Annotated in this window: 17 protein-coding genes; 10 read left to right on the forward strand and 7 right to left on the reverse strand. The window is 71.2% G+C overall.

What is annotated here, in order from left to right; all coding sequences use genetic code 11:
- Positions 1-490: 490 nt before the first annotated feature.
- Positions 491-1888 (reverse strand): dihydrolipoyl dehydrogenase, encoded by a 1398-nt coding sequence (lpdA, locus tag ACIGCK_RS10270; protein WP_396665870.1) that lies wholly within the window; start codon positions 1886-1888, stop codon positions 491-493.
- 51 nt (positions 1889-1939) lie between these two features.
- Positions 1940-2503 carry a copper resistance protein CopC gene (locus ACIGCK_RS10275; RefSeq protein WP_396665872.1) on the reverse strand — a complete coding sequence of 188 codons (564 nt, stop codon included), beginning with the start codon at positions 2501-2503 and terminating at the stop codon, positions 1940-1942.
- A gap of 158 nt (positions 2504-2661) precedes the next feature.
- Here ACIGCK_RS10275 and ACIGCK_RS10280 point away from each other — a divergent pair, with 158 nt between their 5' ends.
- The 3 genes from ACIGCK_RS10280 (at position 2662) to ACIGCK_RS10290 (ending at position 4502) form a co-directional block, all read left to right on the forward strand.
- The gene (locus ACIGCK_RS10280; protein ID WP_396665874.1) at positions 2662-3153 is read left to right on the forward strand and encodes an FHA domain-containing protein; all 492 of its coding nucleotides are present in this window, start codon (positions 2662-2664) and stop codon (positions 3151-3153) included.
- Positions 3153-3845: a MerR family transcriptional regulator gene (locus tag ACIGCK_RS10285; protein ID WP_396665876.1), complete on the forward strand. Its 693-nt coding sequence runs from the start codon at positions 3153-3155 to the stop codon at positions 3843-3845. Before ACIGCK_RS10280 ends, ACIGCK_RS10285 begins: the two co-directional genes overlap by 1 nt.
- Before the next feature lie 111 nt (positions 3846-3956).
- Entirely contained in the window at positions 3957-4502 is a 546-nt protein-coding gene (locus ACIGCK_RS10290; protein ID WP_330171527.1) for a MerR family transcriptional regulator, read from the forward strand.
- A 52-nt stretch (positions 4503-4554) separates the two neighbouring features.
- Here the strand turns inward: ACIGCK_RS10290 and ACIGCK_RS10295 are convergent, their stop codons facing one another.
- Entirely contained in the window at positions 4555-5355 is an 801-nt protein-coding gene (locus ACIGCK_RS10295) for a ParA family protein (protein WP_396665878.1), read from the reverse strand.
- 71 nt (positions 5356-5426) lie between these two features.
- Here ACIGCK_RS10295 and ACIGCK_RS10300 point away from each other — a divergent pair, with 71 nt between their 5' ends.
- From ACIGCK_RS10300 to def, 3 genes are read left to right on the forward strand one after another with little or no spacing between them, the layout of a single operon-like run.
- Positions 5427-8834, forward strand: a complete 3408-nt coding sequence (locus ACIGCK_RS10300; protein ID WP_396665880.1) for a pyruvate carboxylase — start codon at positions 5427-5429, stop codon at positions 8832-8834.
- Between the two features lie 47 nt (positions 8835-8881).
- Positions 8882-10387 carry a MinD/ParA family protein gene (locus ACIGCK_RS10305; RefSeq protein ID WP_396665882.1) on the forward strand — a complete coding sequence of 502 codons (1506 nt, stop codon included), beginning with the start codon at positions 8882-8884 and terminating at the stop codon, positions 10385-10387.
- Positions 10388-10390: 3 nt separating this feature from the next.
- Positions 10391-10882: a peptide deformylase gene (gene def, locus ACIGCK_RS10310; RefSeq protein WP_396665884.1), complete on the forward strand. Its 492-nt coding sequence runs from the start codon at positions 10391-10393 to the stop codon at positions 10880-10882.
- Between the two features lie 28 nt (positions 10883-10910).
- Here def and ACIGCK_RS10315 read toward each other — a convergent pair whose 3' ends face one another.
- A complete protein-coding gene (locus tag ACIGCK_RS10315) occupies positions 10911-12743 on the reverse strand; it encodes an AMP-dependent synthetase/ligase (RefSeq protein ID WP_396665885.1) in 1833 nt (610 codons plus the stop codon).
- A gap of 156 nt (positions 12744-12899) precedes the next feature.
- Between ACIGCK_RS10315 and ACIGCK_RS10320 the strand changes: the two genes are divergently transcribed.
- Genes ACIGCK_RS10320 through ACIGCK_RS10330 form a run of 3 tightly spaced genes read left to right on the forward strand, consistent with a single transcriptional unit; the run spans position 12900 to position 15938 of the window.
- Positions 12900-13853: an ROK family glucokinase gene (locus ACIGCK_RS10320; RefSeq protein WP_396665886.1), complete on the forward strand. Its 954-nt coding sequence runs from the start codon at positions 12900-12902 to the stop codon at positions 13851-13853.
- Positions 13854-13856: 3 nt separating this feature from the next.
- Positions 13857-14555 carry a lysophospholipid acyltransferase family protein gene (locus tag ACIGCK_RS10325; protein ID WP_396665888.1) on the forward strand — a complete coding sequence of 233 codons (699 nt, stop codon included), beginning with the start codon at positions 13857-13859 and terminating at the stop codon, positions 14553-14555.
- Between the two features lie 45 nt (positions 14556-14600).
- The gene (locus tag ACIGCK_RS10330) at positions 14601-15938 is read left to right on the forward strand and encodes a class II 3-deoxy-7-phosphoheptulonate synthase (RefSeq protein WP_396665890.1); all 1338 of its coding nucleotides are present in this window, start codon (positions 14601-14603) and stop codon (positions 15936-15938) included.
- 118 nt (positions 15939-16056) lie between these two features.
- On the opposite strand, the gene pknB is transcribed toward ACIGCK_RS10330, so the two are convergent.
- Positions 16057-18009, reverse strand: a complete 1953-nt coding sequence (gene pknB / locus ACIGCK_RS10335) for a Stk1 family PASTA domain-containing Ser/Thr kinase (protein ID WP_396665892.1) — start codon at positions 18007-18009, stop codon at positions 16057-16059.
- A gap of 87 nt (positions 18010-18096) precedes the next feature.
- On the reverse strand, positions 18097-19287 hold the full coding sequence (locus tag ACIGCK_RS10340) for a LysM peptidoglycan-binding domain-containing protein (RefSeq protein WP_396665894.1): 1191 nt from the start codon (positions 19285-19287) through the stop codon (positions 18097-18099).
- A gap of 164 nt (positions 19288-19451) precedes the next feature.
- Between ACIGCK_RS10340 and ACIGCK_RS10345 the strand changes: the two genes are divergently transcribed.
- Positions 19452-19802 (forward strand): Rv2175c family DNA-binding protein, encoded by a 351-nt coding sequence (locus ACIGCK_RS10345; RefSeq protein WP_396665896.1) that lies wholly within the window; start codon positions 19452-19454, stop codon positions 19800-19802.
- Positions 19803-19820: 18 nt separating this feature from the next.
- On the opposite strand, the gene ACIGCK_RS10350 is transcribed toward ACIGCK_RS10345, so the two are convergent.
- A complete protein-coding gene (locus tag ACIGCK_RS10350) occupies positions 19821-20915 on the reverse strand; it encodes a polyprenyl synthetase family protein (RefSeq protein ID WP_396665897.1) in 1095 nt (364 codons plus the stop codon).
- Positions 20916-20968 lie beyond the last annotated feature (53 nt).

Genomic DNA, 20968 nt, shown 5'->3' on the forward strand with positions numbered 1-20968 from the left:
CCGGCTGCGCGGGGGGGGCCCCCGGGGCCCCGGCCCCCCATCCCCGGGGGGGGGGGGCCCCAACTCGGTGGGGGGGCCCCCCCCCCCCCCCCCCCCCACCCCCCCCCCCCCCCCCCCCCGCGCCCGGAGCCGCCGCGCCCCCGCAGCGCGTGCCTGCGAGCCGCTGTCTCCGCTCCTCCTCTTCTGCCGCTCGCGGCTCCCCTCTGCTCAGCAGAGGGGATCTGCCGAGCAGAGGAGAGCCGGCCGCCATATCCACCTCTGCTCGGCAATGAACCTCGCCTGGGCAGAGGAGAGAGGCGTGTGGTGGCGCAGCGCAAGCGTCCTCGCCTGGGCAGAGGAGAGAGGCGGGTGGCCGCGCAGCGGCGGCATCTGCGCGTGAGCAGGGGCGAGTGGGCGCGTCGGGCCCCCAGACACCGATGCCGCCCCCGGCTTCGGGCGGGGCGGCATCGGTGTGCGGGAAGGTTACTCTCGCGGGACGAGCGGGTAAAGATCAGAAGTTGATCATGTGGCCGGCCAGGCCGTGGAAGCCCTCCTGCAGCGCCTCCGACAGGGTCGGGTGCGTGTGGACGTTGCGCGCGAGCTCCAGGGCGGTGAGGTCCCACTTCTGCGCGAGGGTCATCTCGGGCAGCAGCTCCGACACGTCGGGGCCGATCATGTGCGCGCCCAGCAGCTCGAGGTGCTCGGCATCCGCGATCAGCTTCACGAATCCGACGGGCTCGCCAAGGCCGTGCGCCTTGCCGTTGGCCATGAAGGGGAACGTCGCGACCTTGATCTCGTGCCCCTCGTCCTTGGCCTGCTGCTCGGTCAGACCGAAGGAGGCGACCTGAGGCGAGCAGAACGTCGCGCGGGGCATCATGCGGTAGTCGCCCAGCGTCATCGTCTCGGCCTTGCCGATGGTCTCCGCGGCCACCACTCCCTGCGCCTCGGCCACGTGGGCCAGCTGCAGCTTGGCCGTGACATCGCCGATCGCGTAGATGTGCGGCACGTTGGTGCGCATGTGATCGTCGATGCCGATCGCGCCGCGGTCGGTCAACTCGACACCGGTCTTGTCGAGGCCGAAGCCCTCCACCCGCGGGGCGAAGCCGATCGACATGAGCACCTTGTCGGCCTCGATCGATCCGGCGTTGCCGTCCTTGCCGGTGTAGCTCACGACGACCTTGTCGCCCTGGTCGTCGATCTTCTCGACCTTGGTGGAGGTGAGGATCTCGATGCCGTAGTTGCGGTACTGCTTCTGGATCTCCTTCGACACGTCGGCGTCCTCGTTGGGCAGGGCCCGGTCGAGGAACTCGACGATCGTCACCTTCACGCCGTAGTTCGACATGACGTAGGCGAACTCCATGCCGATCGCGCCGGCGCCGACGATAACAATCGATCCGGGAAGCTCGCGCGAGAGGATCTGCTCCTCGTAGGTCACGACGTTCTCGCTGAGGGTCACGCCGGGAAGCAGGCGCACGGTGGACCCCGTCGCGATGATCGCGTTGTCGAAGGTCACCGTCTCGGTGCCGCCGGCGGAGGTCTTGACCTCGATCGTGTTGGCGTCGGTGAAGGTGCCGCGGCCGTCGTACTCGGTGACCTTGTTCTTCTTCATCAGGTAGTGGATGCCCTTGACGCGCCCCTCGGCGACGTCGCGGCTGCGGTCGAAGGCGACTCCGTAGTCGAAGGAGACGTCGCCCGACATGCCGAACATCTTCGCCTTGTGCTGGAAGATGTGGGCCAGCTCGGCGTTCTTCAGCAGCGCCTTCGAGGGGATGCAGCCGACGTTGAGGCAGACACCGCCCCAGTACTTCTCTTCGATGATGGCGGTGGACAGCCCGAGCTGGGCGCTGCGCACGGCCGCGACATACCCGCCGGGGCCGGCTCCGAGGATGACGACATCGTAATGAGGCATGGTCTCAAGCCTAGTCCCCGCGCGGGGAAGGCCAGCCGGCGCCGGGGCGGCTCAGGCGCCTCCGTCGCGGCGTCGCGCGCGGACCATCAGGACGGCCACCAGCGCGCCTCCCAGGGCCACGACGACGAGGCCGATCACGATCCAGACGACGGTCGCCACGGGCGGCAGGATCCCATCGGACGGGGGATCGACCTCGTCCTGCGGCGCGACCGGCTCGGACTCCTCGCCCACGGAGAACGTCAGCTCGCCGGAGATGGGGTGCCCGTCGCTCGAGACCACACGCCACGTGACCGTGTATGTGCCGACGGCGGCGGGATCCGCGGAGATGGCCTGGATGACGCCGTTGTCGACCACTTCGGGATCACCCGACTGCACCTCGGCACCCGTCGGGTCGACGACGCGCACCTGGGTGCTGCCGGGTTCCGCGAGCGGCTCCGCGCTGTAGCGGAGGTCGATCCGCTCGGGTGCGGCATCCAATACCACCCCTTCCTCGGGGTCGCTACCGATCAGCTCGTCGTGCGCGTGCGCGGGCAGCGGCGCCACCACGAGGAGGGCGACCGCCGCCACCGCGACGAGCAGACCGGGCAGACGTCGGGGGCGGCGGGGCAGAGTCATCCCACGAGCCTAACCGGGGGGTGTTGGCGGGGGCTCGCGCGGGCGCGAGGGGGCGGAGTTCCCGCGGAAGCGGATTCTTGGAAAGAATCATGAGCGCGGGCATCCCGCTCTCGTGGCGGGTCGCCCATCGGCTACGCTGGAGGGCCAAGGAGGACAGCGTGTCAGAGCAGCAAGACCCCGGCGTCGCCGGCCTCCGCCGAGGAGCGGATTCCGGCCACCTTCCCGCCGATACGACCCAGACGTTCGGGCACGACTCGGACCTGTCTTTCGTGCCGTTCGGCGCCGAGCTGAGCCAGGCCGAGCTCGACGCGATCCAGGCGCTGCCCTCCCGCGCTGCGCTGCTGCTCGTGCGCTCCGGCCCCACGGCCGGCGCGCGGTACCTGCTCGACACCGATGTGTCGACGGTCGGCCGCCACCCGGAGGCCGACATCTTCTTCGACGACGTCACCGTCTCGCGTCGGCACGCGGAGATCACACGGACGGGGTCCGAGTTCGGGATCGTCGATCAGCGCTCGCTCAACGGCACCTACCTCAACGGCGAGCGCGTCGATCGCGGCACGCTCGTCAACGGATCCGAGGTACGTATCGGAAAGTTCCGCATGACGTTCTTCATCTCGCCCGTCGACCTCCCCGTGGCGGCGAACGGCTGATGCCGGCAGCTTCGGCCCGCGGGTCCCTCCCCGTCGCCGGCCTGCTGAGCATCGGTCAGGTGCTCGCACGGCTGACGCCCGAGTTCCCCACGCTGACCACGTCGAAGCTGCGTTTCCTCGAGGTGCAGGGCATCGTCACCCCCACGCGCACGGAGTCGGGGTACCGCAAGTTCTCCCAGGGCGATGTCGAGCGGCTCCGGATCGCGCTGCAGCTTCAGCGCGACCACTACCTGCCGCTCCACGTCATCCGCGACTATCTCGCGGACCGCGACGCCGGACGCGACGCGCAGCACCCGGGGGAGCAGCCGCCGCCGTCGATCCACCCGCACGGCCGTCGATTCAGCCGCGACGAGCTGCTGAAGGCGACGGGCGCTCGTGCCCAGCTGCTCAACGAGGCCATCTCCATCGGCCTTCTCCCCGCGTCGGAGTCGTACCCCGAGTCGGCGGTCGGCCTCCTCGGGGCGATGGCGGCCCTCGACCGCCACGGCATCGAGCCGCGGCACATGCGTGCCCTGCGGCAGGCAGCCGAGAGGGACGCCGCGCTCGTGCAGCAGGCGCTGGCGCCGCTGCTGCACCGCACGGATCCACGCTCGCGAGCACGGGCGAGCGAGGCCGGCCCCGAGCTCGCACGTCGCCTCGACGAGGTCCGCGGCCACTTCCTGAAGGCGGCCCTCGAGCGGATCCTGCCGTGAGCGACCCCGCACGGTCGGGGTTGCGGCGTGTCGCGGCCGATGTCGTTGCCGGGCGCCCGGGCGTGGCCTACCGTGGGGGAAGATCGATCCGGACGAGGCGAGGAGAACGCGATGACCGCTGGTGACCTCGCCGACGAACCCCGCTTCGTCTCCGAGCTGCTCTTCACCGACGGTCTTCCCGCGATGGATGACGAAGTCGGCTATCGCGGCGCCGTCGCTGCCCGCGCCGCCGGCATCACCTACCGGCAGCTCGACTACTGGGCCCGCACCGAGCTGGTCGAACCGACCGTCCGTGGCGCCAGCGGATCGGGCTCGCAGCGTCTCTACGGCTTCCGCGACATCCTCGTCCTGAAGCTCGTCAAGCGCCTACTCGACACCGGCATCTCCCTGCAGCAGATCCGCACGGCGGTCGATCAGCTCCGCGCGTCCGGCATCCGCGATCTCGCGGGCACGACGCTCATGAGCGACGGCGCATCCGTCTACCTCTGCACCTCCAACGACGAGGTCATCGACCTCGTCAGCCGCGGGCAGGGTGTTTTCGGGATCGCGGTGGGAAAGGTCCTCCGCGAGGTGGAGTCGACGCTCGTCGAGTTCGACCCGCAGGCGCCCGACTCGCTCGACGAGCTCGCCGCCCGCCGGGCCAAGCGCACGGCCTGACGCCTCCTTCTCCGCCGGCCGTGCCGGGTGGAGAGGGGTGCGCTCTCGGGGATCAGGCTCCCGGGACGGGGATGCGCCCGGTCCGCATGACGCGGTCGAGAAGGGCGTCGAAGTCTGCCGCGAGCTCCTGTGCGGAGTCGCCGGGCCAGATGTGGAGCGGCTTCGCCGCGCCCTGCGCCTGCTGCAGCGAGGTGCGCTCGGGCAGCTGCGGCGAGAGCACGAGGGGGCCGAACATGTCCCGCAGCTCCTTGATGCGGAACTGGTGCTCGATCGACTGCGGACGCACGCGGTTCACGACGATGCCGAGGGGCTGCAGGCGGGGGGAGAGGCCGCGGCGGATCTCCTCGATCGCGCGAAGCGCACGGTCGGCGGCGGCGACCGAGAAGAGCCCGGGCTCGGTGACGACGATGACCCGGTCGCTGGCCGCCCATGCGGTGCGTGTGAGCGCGTTCAGCGACGGTGCGCAGTCCACGAGCACGAGGTCGTAGTCGGCCTCGATCGTCGCGAGCGCCTCTTCGAGCTTCCAGACGTCGCGCACCGACGGGTGCGGTCCGTCGAAGTTGATGGCGGAGGGGCTCCCGATGAGCACGTCGATCGTGCCGGGATGCACCTTGGCCCACCCGCTGGAGGTGATCGCCTGGCGGACGACCTTCTCCTTCGGGTTCGCCAGGACATCGGCGACGTTGAGTCGACCGGCGACGTGGATATCCATGCCGGTCGACACATCCGATTGCGGGTCGAGATCGACGACGAGGGTCCGGACACCGCGGGCGAACGCGGCCGAGGCGAGCCCCAGTGTCACGGTCGTCTTGCCGACCCCGCCCTTGAGCGAGCTGACGCTGAGTACGTGCACGGTCCCTAACGTTACCTTCCCCTAGGCTGAGGAACACATTCTGCCCCGACGCGCCGACGCTGGGAGGCCCCATGTTCCACAAGATCCTGGTTGCGAACCGAGGTGAGATCGCCATCCGGGCGTTCCGCGCGGCCTACGAGTTGGGGGCCCGCACGGTGGCCGTCTACCCGTACGAGGACCGATTCTCGCTGCACCGGCTGAAGGCCGACGAGGCCTATCAGATCGGCGAGCCGGGGCATCCGGTGCGGGCCTACCTCGACGTCGATGAGATCATCCGCGTCGCGCGCGAGTCGGGAGCCGACGCCATCTACCCGGGGTACGGCTTCCTCTCCGAGAACCCCGAGCTGGCCGCTCGCGCCGCCGAGCACGGCATCGCGTTCATCGGCCCGCCCGCGAGGGTGCTCGAGATGGCCGGCAACAAGGTCACCGCCAAACACCACGCGGTCTCGGCGGGAGTCCCCGTGCTGCGCTCGACCGAGGCCTCGGACGACGTCGAGGCGCTCGTCGCCCAGGCCGACGACATCGGCTTCCCGATCTTCGCCAAGGCGGTCGCCGGCGGCGGCGGCCGGGGCATGCGGCGCGTCGAGTCCAAGGCCGAGCTCGCTCCCGCCCTCGCCGAGGCCATGCGCGAGGCCCAGAGCGCGTTCGGCGACCCGCGCATGTTCCTCGAGCAGGCCGTGGTGCGTCCGCGGCACATCGAGGTGCAGATCCTCGCCGACGGCGGCGGGAACACGGTGCATCTCTTCGAGCGCGACTGCTCGGTGCAGCGCCGGCACCAGAAGGTCATCGAGATCGCGCCCGCACCCAACCTCGACGACGCCCTCCGCGAGAGGCTGCACCGGGATGCCGTGGCCTTCGCGACATCCATCGGCTACGTCAACGCCGGCACCGTCGAGTTCCTCGTCGACACGGCGGGGGAGCGCGCCGGCGAGCACGTCTTCATCGAGATGAACCCGCGCATCCAGGTGGAGCACACCGTGACGGAGGAGGTCACCGACGTCGACCTCGTGCAGTCGCAGATGCGGATCGCGGCGGGCGAGACGCTCGGGCAGCTCGGTCTGACGCAGGCGGAGATCCGGCTGCGCGGTGCCGCGCTGCAGTGCCGGATCACGACGGAGGACCCCACCCAGGGATTCCGTCCCGACACGGGGAAGATCACGACCTACCGTTCGCCCGGAGGCGCGGGCATCCGGCTCGACGGCGGCACGACCGCCGCCGGGTCGCAGATCAGTCCGCACTTCGACTCGATGCTCGCGAAGCTGACCTGCCGCGGACGCGACTTCCCCGCGGCGGTCGCCCGGGCGCGACGCGCGCTGGCCGAGTTCCGCATCCGCGGCGTCTCGACCAACATCCCCTTCCTGCAGGCCGTCCTCGACGACGCCGCCTTCGCGGCGGGCGACCTCGCGACCTCGTTCATCGACGAGAGGCCCGGTCTCCTCGCCGGCTCGGCGTCGAAGGACCGCGGCTCGAAGCTGCTCAACTGGCTCGTCGATGTGACGGTCAACAAGCCGCACGGCGACAATCCGATCTCGATCGCCCCGGCCGACAAGCTGCCGCGGATCGACCTGCTCGCCTCGCCGCCCGAGGGGTACCGCCAGAAGCTGCAGTCGCTCGGGCCCGCGGGGTTCGCCCGCGCCCTGCGCGAGCAGCCCGCCCTCGCCGTCACGGAGACGACGTTCCGCGACGCGCACCAGTCGCTGCTGGCCACGCGCGTGCGCACGAAGGACCTCGTCGCGGTGGCGCCCGCCGTCTCCCGCATGACCCCGGGACTGTTCTCGATGGAGGCGTGGGGCGGTGCCACCTACGACGTCGCGCTGCGCTTCCTGGGCGAGGACCCGTGGGAGCGGCTCGAGAAGCTGCGCGACGCGATGCCGAACATCCCGATCCAGATGCTGCTGCGCGGGCGCAACACGGTGGGGTACACGCCGTATCCGACCGAGGTGACGGACGCCTTCGTCCGCGAGGCGGCGGCGACGGGCGTCGACATCTTCCGCATCTTCGACGCGCTCAATGACGTCTCGCAGATGCGGCCCGCGATCGACGCCGTCCTGGCGACGGGCACGACGGTGGCCGAGGTCGCCGTCTGCTACACGGGCGATCTGCTCAATCCCGGCGAGGATCTCTACACGCTCGACTACTACCTGCGCCTGGCGGAGCAGATCGTCGATGCGGGGGCGCACATCCTCGCCATCAAGGACATGGCGGGCCTCCTGCGGCCGGCCGCGGCCGCGAAGCTCGTCTCCGCCTTCCGCGACCGCTTCGACCTCCCCGTGCACGTGCACACGCACGACACGGCGGGCGGACAGCTCGCGACCCTGCTGGCGGCCAGCGCGGCCGGGGCCGACGCCGTCGACGCGGCATCCGCCCCCATGGCCGGCACCACGAGTCAGCCCTCCCTGTCGGCGCTCGTCGCAGCCCTCGCCCACACGGAGCGCGACACGGGGCTGGACCTCGGCGCCGTCGCCGACCTCGAGCCGTACTGGGAGGCGGTGCGCAGCCTCTATCGTCCGTTCGAGTCGGGCCTTCCTGGCCCCACGGGCCGCGTGTACCGGCACGAGATCCCGGGCGGGCAGTTGTCGAACCTGCGCCAGCAGGCGATCGCGCTGGGGCTCGCCGACGACTTCGAGCTGATCGAGGACATGTATGCGGCGGCCAACGAGATCCTCGGCCGCATCCCGAAGGTGACACCGTCGTCGAAGGTCGTCGGCGACCTGGCGCTGCACCTCGCCGCCGTCAAGGCCGACCCCGCCGACTTCGCCGCCAACCCGCAGAAGTACGACATCCCCGACTCCGTGGTGGGGTTCATGGCGGGCGAGCTCGGCGACCTTCCGGGCGGATGGCCCGAACCCTTCCGCACCGCCGTGCTGGCGGGCCGCACGGTCACGATCGAGACCGCGCCCCTGTCCCGCGAGGATGCCGCGGCCCTCGAGGGCGATGCGGCCGAACGCCGTCACGCCCTCAACCGTCTGCTCTTCCCCGCGCCCACGAAGCACTACGACACGGTGAGGGAGACCTACGGCGACCTCTCCCTCCTCGACACCGCGGACTACCTCTACGGCCTCGTGCCCGGGGAGGAGCACGTCGTGGAGATCGAGCGCGGGGTGCGGCTCTACGTCGGCCTCGAGGCGATCGGCGCCGCCGACCACAAGGGCATGCGCACGGTCATGACGACGCTCAACGGTCAGCTGCGGCCGGTGTTCGTGCGTGACCGCAGCATCGAGGTGGAGTCGCGGCAGGCGGAGAAGGCCGACACGTCGCGCCCGGGTCAGGTCGCGGCACCGTTCTCCGGCGTCGTCACGCTCAAATCCGCGGTGGGGGAGAAGGTCTCGGCCGGTCAGCCCGTCGCCTCCATCGAGGCGATGAAGATGGAAGCGGCGATCACGGCGCCCGTCGACGGCGTGATCGAACGACTCGCGATCGCCGCGACGGCGCAGGTCGACGCAGGGGATCTTTTGGTCGTCATCCGGCCCGCGCACTAGCCTTAGGCAGTCCGACCGGACGACCCGACCGATCCCACGGAGCACGAGTGAGCCCGCACGGCCCCGATTCCCACCCCGACGAGAACCCCGACGAGCATCCCGACAACGGCCTGCTCAGTACGGCGCCCTCGGTGGACACGTCGGGGATCGGCATCCTGGGCGCCACGACGGCGCACGTCGAGATCGTCCTGCCTGCTCACGACGACGAGGAAGACGACGACGTCGTCGACGACGATGTGCTCGAGGAGGATGTCGAGGTCATCGTCGCCGAGCTCGCCGACGATGATCCGGCGGTCGCCGCCGAGCCCCCGCAGGAACCGGATCCCGAACCCGAGCCGGTGCCCGAACCGGTCGCCGCCGCCCCGCGCGCCGACGCTACGATGACGGCACACCTCGGTGCGGAGGACTCGTCCGCCCGCGCCGGGGACGAGCCGGGAGGGGATGCCGTGACCGACGACGCATCGCGCGCGGAGAACACGACCGCGGCCGTCGCGACGCGTGCTGCGGCCCGCGAGGTCACCCGGCACGCACCCGCCGAACCCGCCGCCCCGCGGCGCATCGGCGACATCGCGCAGGGGTCGGTACGGGAGACCCCCGACCTGCTGACGGCGGACCGGCTTCTCGATTCCAGCCGGCTCGCGCGTCCCGAACCCGACGGGGCATGGCGGCACCTGCTCTACAGCGCCACCCGGGGACGCATCAATCTGGGGGATTCGCGGCGGGCCCGCGAGCGCAAGGACCTCGACCGCCGCATCGCCGCGCCGCTGCCCGGCAGCGGTGCTCGCTTCGTGGCCGTCATGTCGCGCAAGGGCGGTGTCGGCAAGACGACCGTGACGACCCTGCTGGGCATGGCACTCGCGGACGCCCGCGACGACCGCGTGATCGCCGTCGACGCCAACCCCGACCGCGGCACCCTCGCCGAGCGCATCACCCGTCGCAGCGAGAAGACGGTGCGCGATCTCGTGCGCGAGAGCGAGAGCCTGCGCGGGTACAACGACGTCTCCGCGATCGTCGCCCGCGACGAGACACGACTCGACGTGCTGGCCTCCGACACCGACCCGCACGTCTCCGAGGCCTTCAGCGACGAGGAGTACCGCACGGTCGCCCGCGTGGCGGACCACTACTACTCGATCGTTCTCACCGACACCGGCACGGGGATCGTCCACTCCGTCACGGGTGCCACGCTGGAGCGCGCCGATCAGCTGATCGTCGTCGCCGGAATGAGCATCGACGAGGCCCGCCTCGCCTCGGAGACGCTGACGTGGCTCGAATCCAACGGGCACGAGGAACGGGTGCGCGACGCGATCGTCGTCCTCAACATGGCCTCGCCGGGGTCCGCACTCGTGCGCCCCGACCAGATCGAGGCGCACTTCCGCTCCCGCGTGCGCGACGTCGTGCGTGTGCCGTACGACGCGCACATCGCGACCGGCGGGGCCATCACCTTCCGAGATCTCCCGCCCGCGACGCGCGCCGCGGCGAGGCAGCTCGCCGTGAAGGTCGTCGACGCGCTGCGCGGCGCGCCGGCCCCCTCGACCACGACGGCGGGTGCCTGACGCATGGCCGTGCGTGAGATCCGTCTCTTCGGCGACCCCGTGCTGAAGGCGTCCAGCGCCGAGATCGCCGAGATCGACGACTCGGTGCGGGCGCTCGTGCGCGACCTGCTCGACACCGTCGCCCTGCCGGGGCGCGCGGGGGTCGCCGCCCCCCAGATCGGGGTCGGCCTGCGTGCGTTCAGCTACAACATCGACGGCGACATCGGCTATGTCCTCAATCCCCGCGTCGTCGAGGTGCGCGGCGAGGCGGAACCGGTCGACGAGGGCTGCCTCTCCGTTCCCGGGCTCTGGCATCCGGCGCTGCGTCACCCGTGGGCCCGGGTCGAGGGCATCGACCTCGACGGTCAGGCCGTGGAGCTCGAGGGCGAGGGCCTCCTGGCGCAGGCGCTCCAGCACGAATGCGACCACCTCGACGGCGTGCTCTACCTGCAGCGGCTCACCCCCGAGCAGCGCCGGATCGCCATGCGCGAGGTGCGTGAGAGCTCCTGGTTCTGAGCCCTGACGGCACCCCGCGCCCGGCGGGTCAGGGGATCGAGACGTTCGTCGTGTTGACGGGCTCGCTGTAGAGCTCCTCGATCTGCAGCGCGAAGTCGGACATGATCACGTTGCGCTTGATCGACATCTTCGGCGTCAGGTGCCCGGATGCCTCGGTCCACTCCGAGGGCAGGATCGTGAACTTCCGGATCGACTCCGCCCGGGAGACGTGGGTGTTGGCCTCGTCGATCGCCCGCTGCACCTCGGCCCGTACGGCGGCGTGCGCCGCGGCATCCGCCAGCGACATGTCGCCCGGCAGGTCGTTGTTGGCCAGCCACGTCGGCAGCATCTCGGGGTCGAGGGTGATGAGGGCCGCGATGAAGGGCTTCTGATCGCCGACCACGACGACCTGGCCCACGATGGGATTGGCGCGGATGGGGTCTTCGAGGGCTGCGGGGGCCACGTTCTTCCCGCCCGCCGTGACGATGATCTCCTTCTTGCGCCCCGTGATGGTGAGGAACCCCTCGGAGTCGAACGTCCCGACATCCCCGGTCTTGAACCACTCGCCGTCGAAGGCCGCCGCGGTCGCCTCGGGGTTGCGCCAGTACTCCTTGAAGACGTTGATGCCGCGCACCTCGACCTCGCCGTCCTCCGCGAGGCGGACCCCCACCCCGGGAAGGGCGGGGCCGACGGTGCCGATCTTGGACTTCTTGGCGAGGTTCACCGTCGCCGGCGCGGTGGTCTCGGTGAGGCCGTACCCCTCGAGGATCGTCACGCCGAGGCTGTGGAAGAAGTGGCCGAGACGGGGACCGAGCGGTGCCGACCCCGAAACGGCGTAGCGCACGTTGCCGCCCATCGCGTTGCGCAGCTTGCTGTAGACGAGCTTGTCGAAGAGGGCGAACTTGATCTTCAGCGCGAGGGGGATCCGCTTGCCCTCCTGCAGGAGGGTGGAGTGCTCGATCGCCGCGTGCGCGGCGGCGCGGAAGATCTTGCCCTTGCCGCCCGCCTCGGCCTTCTGCTCCGCGGAGTTGTAGACCTTCTCGAACACCCGGGGGACGGCGAGGAGATACGTCGGCTTGAAGCTGCCGAGCGCCGGCAGCAGCTGCTTCGTGTCGGGCTGGTGGCCCGTCTTGACACCCGCGTGGATGTTCAGGATCGAGATGAAGCGCGCGAACACGTGCGCCGTCGTGATGAACAGCAGCGTGGACGACCCGGGCACCTGCACGACCTCGTCGAGCGCCTTGGCGGCGTTGCGCGAGAGCTCGACGAAATTGCTGTGCGTCAGGACGCATCCCTTCGGGCGCCCGGTCGACCCCGAGGTGTAGATGAGGGTCGCGATGTCGGCGCCCACGGCGATGCCGCGGCGGCGCTCGATCTCGTCGTCGCCGACGGCGCTTCCCGCGTCGGAGAGCTTGCCGATCGCGCCGAGGCCCAGCTGCCAGACGTCGCGGATGAGGGGCAGGTCGCCGCGCACCTCGTCGACACGGGCGGCGTGGTCGGCCGACTCGACGATGAGTGCGACGGCGCCGGAATCCTGGAGGATCCACTGGATCTGCGAGGGGGAGCTGGTCTCGTAGATGGGGACCATCACCGCGCCGGCGTAGAACAGCGCGAAGTCCACGAGCGTCCACTCGTAGGTCGTCCGGGCGAGGAACCCGACCTTGTCGCCGGGCTCGATGCCGGAGGCGACGAAGCCCTTGGCGAGCGCGATCACCTGCCGCCGGAACTCGGATGCGGCGATGTCGCGCCAGCCCGAACCTTCGGGGACCGCGAACAGCGGGCGATCGGGGGTGGCCTTCACCCGCTCCTCGAGCAGATCGGCGATGTTGGCGCTCGGGTCGGCGGGGACGATGGCGGGAACCTCGAACTGGACGGCACTCATGTCGGCAACTCCTTCGGTACCGGTGGGGTGGCTCTGGCACTCAACTCTACCCCGCGGTGATACTCAGTCCCAGCCGCGAAACGATGCCCGGCGCCGGGCGCGACCTCCCTACTAGACTGCACGTTGGCCCGCGCGCGGCCGGGGAAGGAAGTGGCGGTGCTCGCGGTAGGTATCGACATCGGCGGAACGAAGATCGCCGGCGGACTCGTCGACGAGGAGGGGCGCATCCTCGCGCAGGTCAGGGTCGATACGCCCCTGACGGTGCCCGCGATCGAGGCGGCCGTCGCACAGATGATCGCCCACCTGTCGACGGATCGGGACGTGCGAGTGGCCGGGGTCGCCGCCGCCGGGTTCATCGACCGCGATCGCTCCACGGTGTATTTCGCGCCCAACATCGCGTGGCGGGATGAGCCGCTGCGCGCTCGGCTGGAGTCGCTGACGGGCCTCGACGTCGCGATCGAGAACGACGCCAACGCGGCGGGCTGGGCCGAGTACCGATTCGGTGCCGGTGAAGGCCGCCGTGACGTCGTGATGCTGACCCTCGGCACCGGCGTGGGCGGCGCCATCGTCGCGGGCGGGGAGCTGTACCGCGGGGGCCACGGCATCGGCGCCGAGCTCGGTCACATCCGGCTCGTGCCCGGGGGCCGGCTCTGCGGGTGCGGACAGCAGGGCTGCCTCGAGGTGTACGGATCGGGCCGCGCGCTCGGCCGGGAGGCGGCCGAGATCGCCGACACGGCGCCCGAGGGCCTCGGTCGCGCACTCGCCGAGGCTCGCGCCGAGAAGGGGAAGCTGACGGGGGCGATGATCTCCGGCCTGGTGCTCGCCGGGGATCCCGGGGCGGAAGAGGCGCTGCGCCGGATCGCGGTCGCGGTGGGACAGGCGTGCGGCAGCTTCACCGCGATCCTCGACCCCGAGCTGTTCATCATCGGCGGGGGAGTGTCGCAGCTGGGGGAGCGCGTGCTCGCGCCGATGCGCGAAGCGTATCTCGCCGCGACCCCGGCCGCGGGGTCGCGTCCGGTCGCCGACTTCGCGATCGCCCGGATGGTGAACGACGCCGGGGTGATCGGCGCCGCCGACCTCGCCCGCCGCGACATCCTCGGGGGTGCCTGAGCGGTGTTCTACTGGCTGATGAAGTACATCGTCATCGGGCCCGTGCTCAAGGCGATCTTCCGGCCCTGGATCGTCGGTCGCCGCAACATCCCCGTGCAGGGGGGAGCGATCCTCGCCAGCAACCACCTCTCTTTTGCCGACTCCATCTTCCTCCCGCTCATGATCGACCGGCCCGTGTCGTTCCTCGCCAAGAGCGACTACTTCACCGGGCGGGGCATCAAGGGGTGGGCGACGCGGGTCTTCTTCAAGGCCACGGGGCAGCTGCCCATCGACCGCTCGGGCGGAAAGGCCTCCGAGGCGTCGCTGAACACGGGGCTGAGCGTGCTCGCCCGCGAAGACCTGCTCGGCATCTACCCCGAGGGCACGCGCAGCCCCGACGGCAAGCTCTACCGCGGCCGCGTCGGAATCGCCCGGATGGCGCTCGAGGCCCGCGTGCCGGTCGTGCCGGTCGTCATGGTCGACACCGACGAGATCATGCCGATCGGGCGCCGCCTGCCGCGCATCGGCCGTGTCGGCATCGTCATCGGCGAGCCGCTGGACTTCTCCCGCTTCGCCGGTCTGGAGGGCGACCGCTACGTGCTCCGCTCCGTCACCGACGAGATCATGGTGGCGCTGCAGCGGCTGGGCGAGCAGGAGTACGAGGACGTCTACGCCTCGACTGTCAAGGACCGCCTGGTCGCGGCCCGGCCGACGCGAGGGTAGTCGCCCGCGCGCTGGTGGGCAACCCGCCCCGGCTAGACTGAGCGGATGCTTCAGCAGTTCGACGCGCTCGATCAGTGGCGCACCCTTCCGATCAAGCAGCAGCCGCAGTGGGCCGATCCGGATGCCGTGGCCGCCGTTTCCGCAGAGATCGCGACGCTCCCCCCGCTCGTCTTCGCCGGTGAAGTCGACATCCTGCGCGAGCGTCTCGCGCGGGCCGCGTCCGGTCGCGCCTTCCTCCTGCAGGGCGGCGACTGCGCCGAGACGTTCGCCGGTGCGACGGCGGAGCAGATCCGCAATCGCATCAAGACGGTGCTGCAGATGGCCGTCGTGCTGACCTACGGCGCATCCATGCCCATCGTGAAGATGGGCCGCATGGCGGGGCAGTTCGCCAAGCCGCGCTCGAGCGACACCGAGACCCGCGGCGATGTCACGCTGCCCGCCTACCGCGGCGACATCGTCAACGGATACGACTTCACCGCGGCATCCCGTCAGCCCGACCCCCAGCGGCTGCTCAAGGGGTACCACACCGCGGCATCCACGTTGAACCTCATCCGCGCGTTCACGCAGGGCGGCTTCGCCGATCTGCGCGAGGTGCACAGCTGGAACAAGGGCTTCGCGCAGAACCCGGCGAACCAGCGCTACGAGCGCCTCGCGGGGGAGATCGACCGGGCGATCCAGTTCATGGAGGCGGCCGGCGCCGACTTCGACGAGCTGCGGCGCGTGGAGTTCTACACTGGGCACGAGGGCCTGCTCATGGACTACGAGCGGCCGATGACCCGGATCGACTCGCGCACGGGCACGCCGTACAACACCTCGGCGCACTTCCTCTGGATCGGCGAGCGCACGCGGGAGCTGGACGGGGCGCACGTGGACTACTTCTCCAAGATCCGCAACCCGATCGGCGTGAAGCTCGGCCCCTCGACCTCGCCCGAGGTCGCGCTCGAGCTCATCGACAAGCTCGACCCCGAGCGCGAGCCCGGGCGCCTGACCTTCATCACGCGCATGGGCGCGGGCAAGATCCGCGACGCACTGCCGCCGCTGCTGGAGGCCGTCAAGGACTCCGGCGCGACGCCGCTGTGGGTCACCGACCCGATGCACGGCAACGGCATCACGACCCCCACCGGCTACAAGACGCGTCGTTTCGACGACGTCGTCGACGAGGTGCGCGGCTTCTTCGAGGCGCACCGCTCCGTCGGCACGTTCCCGGGCGGCATCCACGTCGAGCTGACCGGCGACGACGTCACGGAGTGCCTGGGAGGCTCGGAGATGATCGACGAGGCGACGCTCGCCACGCGCTACGAGTCGCTGTGCGACCCGCGCCTGAACCACATGCAGTCGCTCGAGCTGGCGTTCCTCGTGGCCGAGGAACTCGAGAAGCGCTGACCGAGCGGCGCATCCGCCGCACGCGAAGGCGCCCGGAACGGGAGGACCCCAGGGTCCGCCGTTTTCGGGCGCTTTCGCGTGGGCGGTGCGACCGATGCGGAGGTTCGGCGCGCGGGGGTCAGCCGGAGGCGGTGATCTGCAGATAGACCGACGTGCCGAGGGGGCGCTGCGATCCGATCGCCGGATCGGTCCCGGTGACGCGCGTGAGCCCGTTGGGCAGCGCGTTCCAGAACGGGGCGTAGTCGACCGTGAAGCCGGCGCCCTCGATGACCTCGATCGCCTCGTCGCGCGTGAGGTCGGTCACGTCGGGGATGGGGAAGGGCTCGGGCCCGAGCGAGACGACGAGGGTCGCCGTGTCGCCGGGTACCCAGTTGCGCCCCTCCGGCGCCCCGCGGATGCCGATCACGTCGCCCTCGGCGATGTCGTCGGAGTACTCCTCCGGTCGGTCGCCCGAGACCTGCAGCCCGACGCCCTCGAGCGTGGTGGTCGCCTGTCCGACGCTCATGCCCGTGACGTCGGGAACGGGGCCGCGGGAGACCGTGAGCACGACGGTGTCGCCCTCCAGCACCGTGCCGCCGTTGGAGAGGTCGCTCGGATCGCCGCCCGCCGCGGGCTGCAGGGTCGCCGCGAGGACGGTGCCGTTCGCAGGCTCCGCGAACTCCACCCGCGACTCGCCGACGGTCACGTTCGCCGCCGTCAGCACCTGGCGTGCGGCATCCTCCGACAGGCCCGCGAGCGCCTCGATCGGGTGCGGTCGCGGACCCAGTGAGAGCACGACGGCGACCTCGGTGTCCTTGTCGACCCGGTCGCCCGCGGCGGGATCGGTGCGGATCACCTGCCCCGGGGGCACATCCCGCGTGTACTCGCCCTCGGCCTGCGTGGCGACGAGGGTGTCCTGTGCGAGACGGGCGGCCGCCTCCTCGTAGGTGAGGCCGCTGACATCGGCGACGGCGACGAGGGAGCCCGGACCGGAGCCGAACCACCATCCCGCACCCCCCGCGAGCCCCGCCAGCAGGAGGACGATGACGAGCAGCCATGCCCCCTTCGCGCGGCGGCGGCCGGCGCGCGAGCGCAGGCGCGCGGAGTTGTCGATGTCCACCCCGGGCGCGTTCGTGCTCGCCATCGCGGTCGTGCCGGCGGCCGGCAGCACGGCGGTCAGCTCGCCCGAGCCACCGTCGGACACCGTCGGGATGCCGACGGTCGCCCGGGTCGGGGCGGGTGTCACGCCGATCTCCCGCTCGATCTCGCGCAGCTTCTCGAGCATCTCCTGCGCGTCGCGCGGGCGGTCGTCGGGCACCTTCTCGGTGGCCCACAGCACCAGCTCGTCGAGCTGCTCGGGAACCTGCGGGTTCTTCGCGCTCGGGCGGGGCACCGTGTCGGTGGCGTGTCGGTACGCGATCTGCATCGGCTGTTCGCCCTTGTAGGGCTGGTCGCCGACGAGCATCTCGTAGAGCATGATGCCGAGCGCGTAGATGTCGCTGCGGGCGTCGGCCTGGCCGCGGGTGACCAGTTCCGGGGCGAGGTAGGCGATCGTGCCGAGCAGCATCTGCCCGGTCGCGGTGTTCGCCGTCGTCGCCCGCGCGAGCCCGAAGTCGCCGATCTTGATGCGGCCGTCCTCGGCCAGCAGGATGTTCTCCGGCTTCACGTCGCGGTGGATGATCCCCGCGCGGTGCGCGGCGGCGAGCCCCGACAGGGTCGCGTCCATGATCGTGATCGTCTGGGCGACATCGAGGCGCTTCTGCTCGCGCAGCAGCTCTCGCAGGGTGATGCCGGGCAGGTACTCCATCACGAGGTAGGCGATGCCCTCGTCCTGCCCCTGATCGAAGACGTTGACCACGTGCGGGTCCGCCAGGCGCGCGGCTGCGCGCGCCTCCTGGATGAACCGGCCCTGGAAGACGGCGTCGTCGCTGAGATGGCCGTGCATCACCTTGAGCGCGACGCGTCGTTCGAGGCGCAGGTCGGTGGCGACGTAGACGGTCGCCATCCCGCCCCGCGCGATGCGGGCGCGAACGCGGTACCGGCCGTCGACAAGCCGCCCGATGAGGGGGTCGGCTTGCTGGCTGGTCGTCACGCAAGCAGTCTACGGATGCCCCGGCATCCGGCCCGGCAGCGGCTCACCTGTTCGGGAACCCCCCATGCGCCGGGATCGCGCGGAATGTCAGCCGAGCGCGGCCAGCCAGGCGTATGCCCGGCTCTCCCACTGGCCATAACGATCCGGGAACGCCGAGACCTGCACGGCCTGCGCCGCCTCGGCGAACCCCATCTGCTCCCACCCTGCGACATCGAGCAGGCCGCGCGTACGGTCGCCGTTGGGGTCGGCGGCGCCGCCGTAGAAGACGCGGATGGAGCGTGCCGCGTCACGGATCTCGCCCTCGGTGCCCCACCCGGTGCTCGGGCGCTGCTGGAACAGGCCGAGCGAGTCGCGGTCGCCCCAGTCGAGGTTGCGCACCCACGACTCCACCACCGCGGTGGCCAAGGCGATCGCGATGCCCCGGTCGGGGACCCCGATCTCGCGCCCGATCTGCACGATGAGCCGCGCGTTGGCGGTCTGCTCGGCATCCAGATCGGCGATCTCGGCCGGCGCGGGCGCGGGGGCCGTTGCGACGGCGAGCTCGACGGTGCCGGGGAGGGAGATCTGCTGACCCGGGTAGATGATCGAGCCGGGACCCAGCCCGTTGGCGTCGAAGACGGCCTGCAGCGAGACGCCGTGCGCGGCGGCGATGCCCGAGAGCGTCTCGCCGGCGGAGACCGTGTGCACGGCCGCGGCGGGCGAGGGAGCCTGCGGGGCCGTCTCGGGTGCGGCCGGAGCCGGAGCCGGAGCCGGAGCTGGTGCCGCCGCAGCCCCGGGGAGCGCGATCTGCTGACCCGGGTGGATCACGGAGTGCCAGCCGAGGCCGTTGGCGTCGAAGAGCGCGCGCAACGGGATGCCGTGGCGTGCCGCGATCGCGGAGAGGGTCTCGCCGGCGGACACGGTGTGCGTCGCGGCCGGGGCCGGGGCGGGCGCCGCGGGCGCGGGAGCCGCGGCGGCGGGCGGGCGGAGTACGACGGTGTCGCCGGGATGGATCACGGAGCCCGATGTGAGGCCGTTCCACGCGAGCACATCGGCGACTCGGACGCCGTACCGGATGGCGATGCCCCACACGGTGTCGCCCGGGGCGACGACGTACGTGTCGGGGGCCGTGCTGGCCGGCACCTGCCGCCACGTCGGGGCGGGGGAGCGGTCTGCGTGGGCGCCCGAGGCGTGGGCCGGTGTCGCGGCCAGGGCCGCCGTCAGAGTTCCGACGATCGCGGCGGGCACGCCGATGCGGGCGATCTGGGCGGACGAGCCGCGTCGAAGGATGTGTCGCACGGGTCTTCCCCTTCCTGTGAGACGACTGACACGCTGTCACGCCTGCTAACGAAAGTCAACGAAAGTGATATGTGCGACGCATGAGACGCGAGTGAGTTCTGTGACGGAGGTCAGGGGCGGTCCTCACGTGGATCGGGCCCGGGCGGGCGTGCGATAGTGGCTGGGTGACCGATTCACCGTCCTGGATCCGAGCCATCGACTGGCTCACCCTCCCCGATGTCGCCGACGCGATCGGCGAGACGACGAGCCGGGTTCGTCGCCTGCTGGATGACCACGCGCTCGTCGCGGTCCGTGTCGACGGCGTCCTGAAGGTCCCGGCCGACTTCCTGCTCGAGGGGCGACCGCTCTCCTCTCTGCGGGGCACCGTGATCGTCCTTCTCGACGGCGGGTTCACGCCCGAAGAGGCCGTGCAGTGGCTCTTCGAACCGGAGGAGACGATCGGGATGCCGCCGATCGAGGCCCTGCGGGCGGGACGCAAGAGCGAGGTCCGCCGCGTCGCCCAGACGCTCGGCTGACGGGCGCCCCGGCCTTCCTCAGGCCTCGCGCCGAACGGCGGCGATCGCGAGATCGCGCAGTTCGCCGACGGCCCCGTGGCCGAGGGGCGCTCCCGCGAGCGCGCGGTCGGCCTCGTGGGCATAGCCGGCGATCAGCTGCTCGACCCGATCGAGCGCGCCGCAGTCGCGGATCGCGCCCTGAAGGGCGACGACCTGCGCCGCGTCGAGCTCGGGGTCGCCGAGCAGTTCGTCCAGCGTCCGCCGCGCGGAGGGGGGAAGCGCCGCCCGCGCGAAGGCGATCAGGGCGGTGCGCTTGCCCTCGCGGAGATCGTCGCCGGCGGGCTTACCCGTGACGGCCGTGTCCCCGAAGACGCCGAGCACGTCGTCCCGCAGCTGGAAGGCCATGCCGATCGGGTGTCCGAACGCGCTCAGCGCGTCGTCCTGGGCGGGCGAGGAGCCGGCCAGGGCGGCGCCGATCGCGAGGGGCTGCTGCACCGAATAGCGCGCGGATTTGAAGGAGGCGACCAGCAGCGCCGCGTCAAGGTGCTCGTGCTCGGCGAGCACGGGGTGCGAGGCCTCCGCGGCGATGTCGAGGTACTGGCCGACGGTGACGTCGCGGCGCATCCGGGCGTACCGCGTCCGCACGGCGATCGCGCGCTCGCGGGGCGCGGTGCGCAGGCCCTCCTCGAGCAGGTCGTCGCTCCACGCCACGAGCAGGTCGCCGAGCAGGATGGCGGTGGAGCGGCCGTAGCCCGCGGCATCCCCGGCCCATCCGTCGGACCGGTGCTGAGCCTCGAGGGCCCGGTGCGCGGAGGGGCGGCCCCGGCGCGTGTCGGAGTTGTCGATGATGTCGTCGTGGACGAGGGCGGCGGCGTGGAAGATCTCGAGGGCGCCCGCGGCATCGACGACCTCCTCGGGCACCTCGCTCGGACGCCCTCCCGCCTCGGCGACGGCGCGCCACCCGGCCAGCAGGAACTGGGCGCGGAGGCGCTTGCCGCCCGCGAGCGCGGATGCCGCGGCATCCGTCACGGGCCGCGCCATCGGTGTCTCGGCGAGCGCCTCCTGGGTGAGCCTCGTGACGAATCTCTCCAGTCGCTGTGAAACTCGGGTGATCGCGTCCGGGGAAGCCTGCACGGGCCTAGCCTAGTAACCGGCGCCAGCACTAGACTTAGGCGCACTCTTCCATT

Origin of the sequence: Microbacterium sp. NPDC078428 (genome assembly GCF_044542535.1) — a bacterium.
GTDB classification, from domain to species: domain Bacteria; phylum Actinomycetota; class Actinomycetes; order Actinomycetales; family Microbacteriaceae; genus Microbacterium; species Microbacterium limosum.

Bases quoted from the DNA above. Each gene is read 5' to 3' on its own strand.
- lpdA (WP_396665870.1), bottom strand. From the start codon at position 1,888: ATGCCTCATTACGATGTCGTCATCCTCGGAGCCGGCCCCGGCGGGTAT.
- ACIGCK_RS10275 (WP_396665872.1), bottom strand. From the start codon at position 2,503: ATGACTCTGCCCCGCCGCCCCCGACGTCTGCCCGGTCTGCTCGTCGCG.
- ACIGCK_RS10285 (WP_396665876.1), top strand. From the start codon at position 3,153: ATGCCGGCAGCTTCGGCCCGCGGGTCCCTCCCCGTCGCCGGCCTGCTG.
- ACIGCK_RS10290 (WP_330171527.1), top strand. From the start codon at position 3,957: ATGACCGCTGGTGACCTCGCCGACGAACCCCGCTTCGTCTCCGAGCTG.
- ACIGCK_RS10300 (WP_396665880.1), top strand. From the start codon at position 5,427: ATGTTCCACAAGATCCTGGTTGCGAACCGAGGTGAGATCGCCATCCGG.
- def (WP_396665884.1), top strand. From the start codon at position 10,391: ATGGCCGTGCGTGAGATCCGTCTCTTCGGCGACCCCGTGCTGAAGGCG.
- ACIGCK_RS10315 (WP_396665885.1), bottom strand. From the start codon at position 12,743: ATGAGTGCCGTCCAGTTCGAGGTTCCCGCCATCGTCCCCGCCGACCCG.
- ACIGCK_RS10330 (WP_396665890.1), top strand. From the start codon at position 14,601: ATGCTTCAGCAGTTCGACGCGCTCGATCAGTGGCGCACCCTTCCGATC.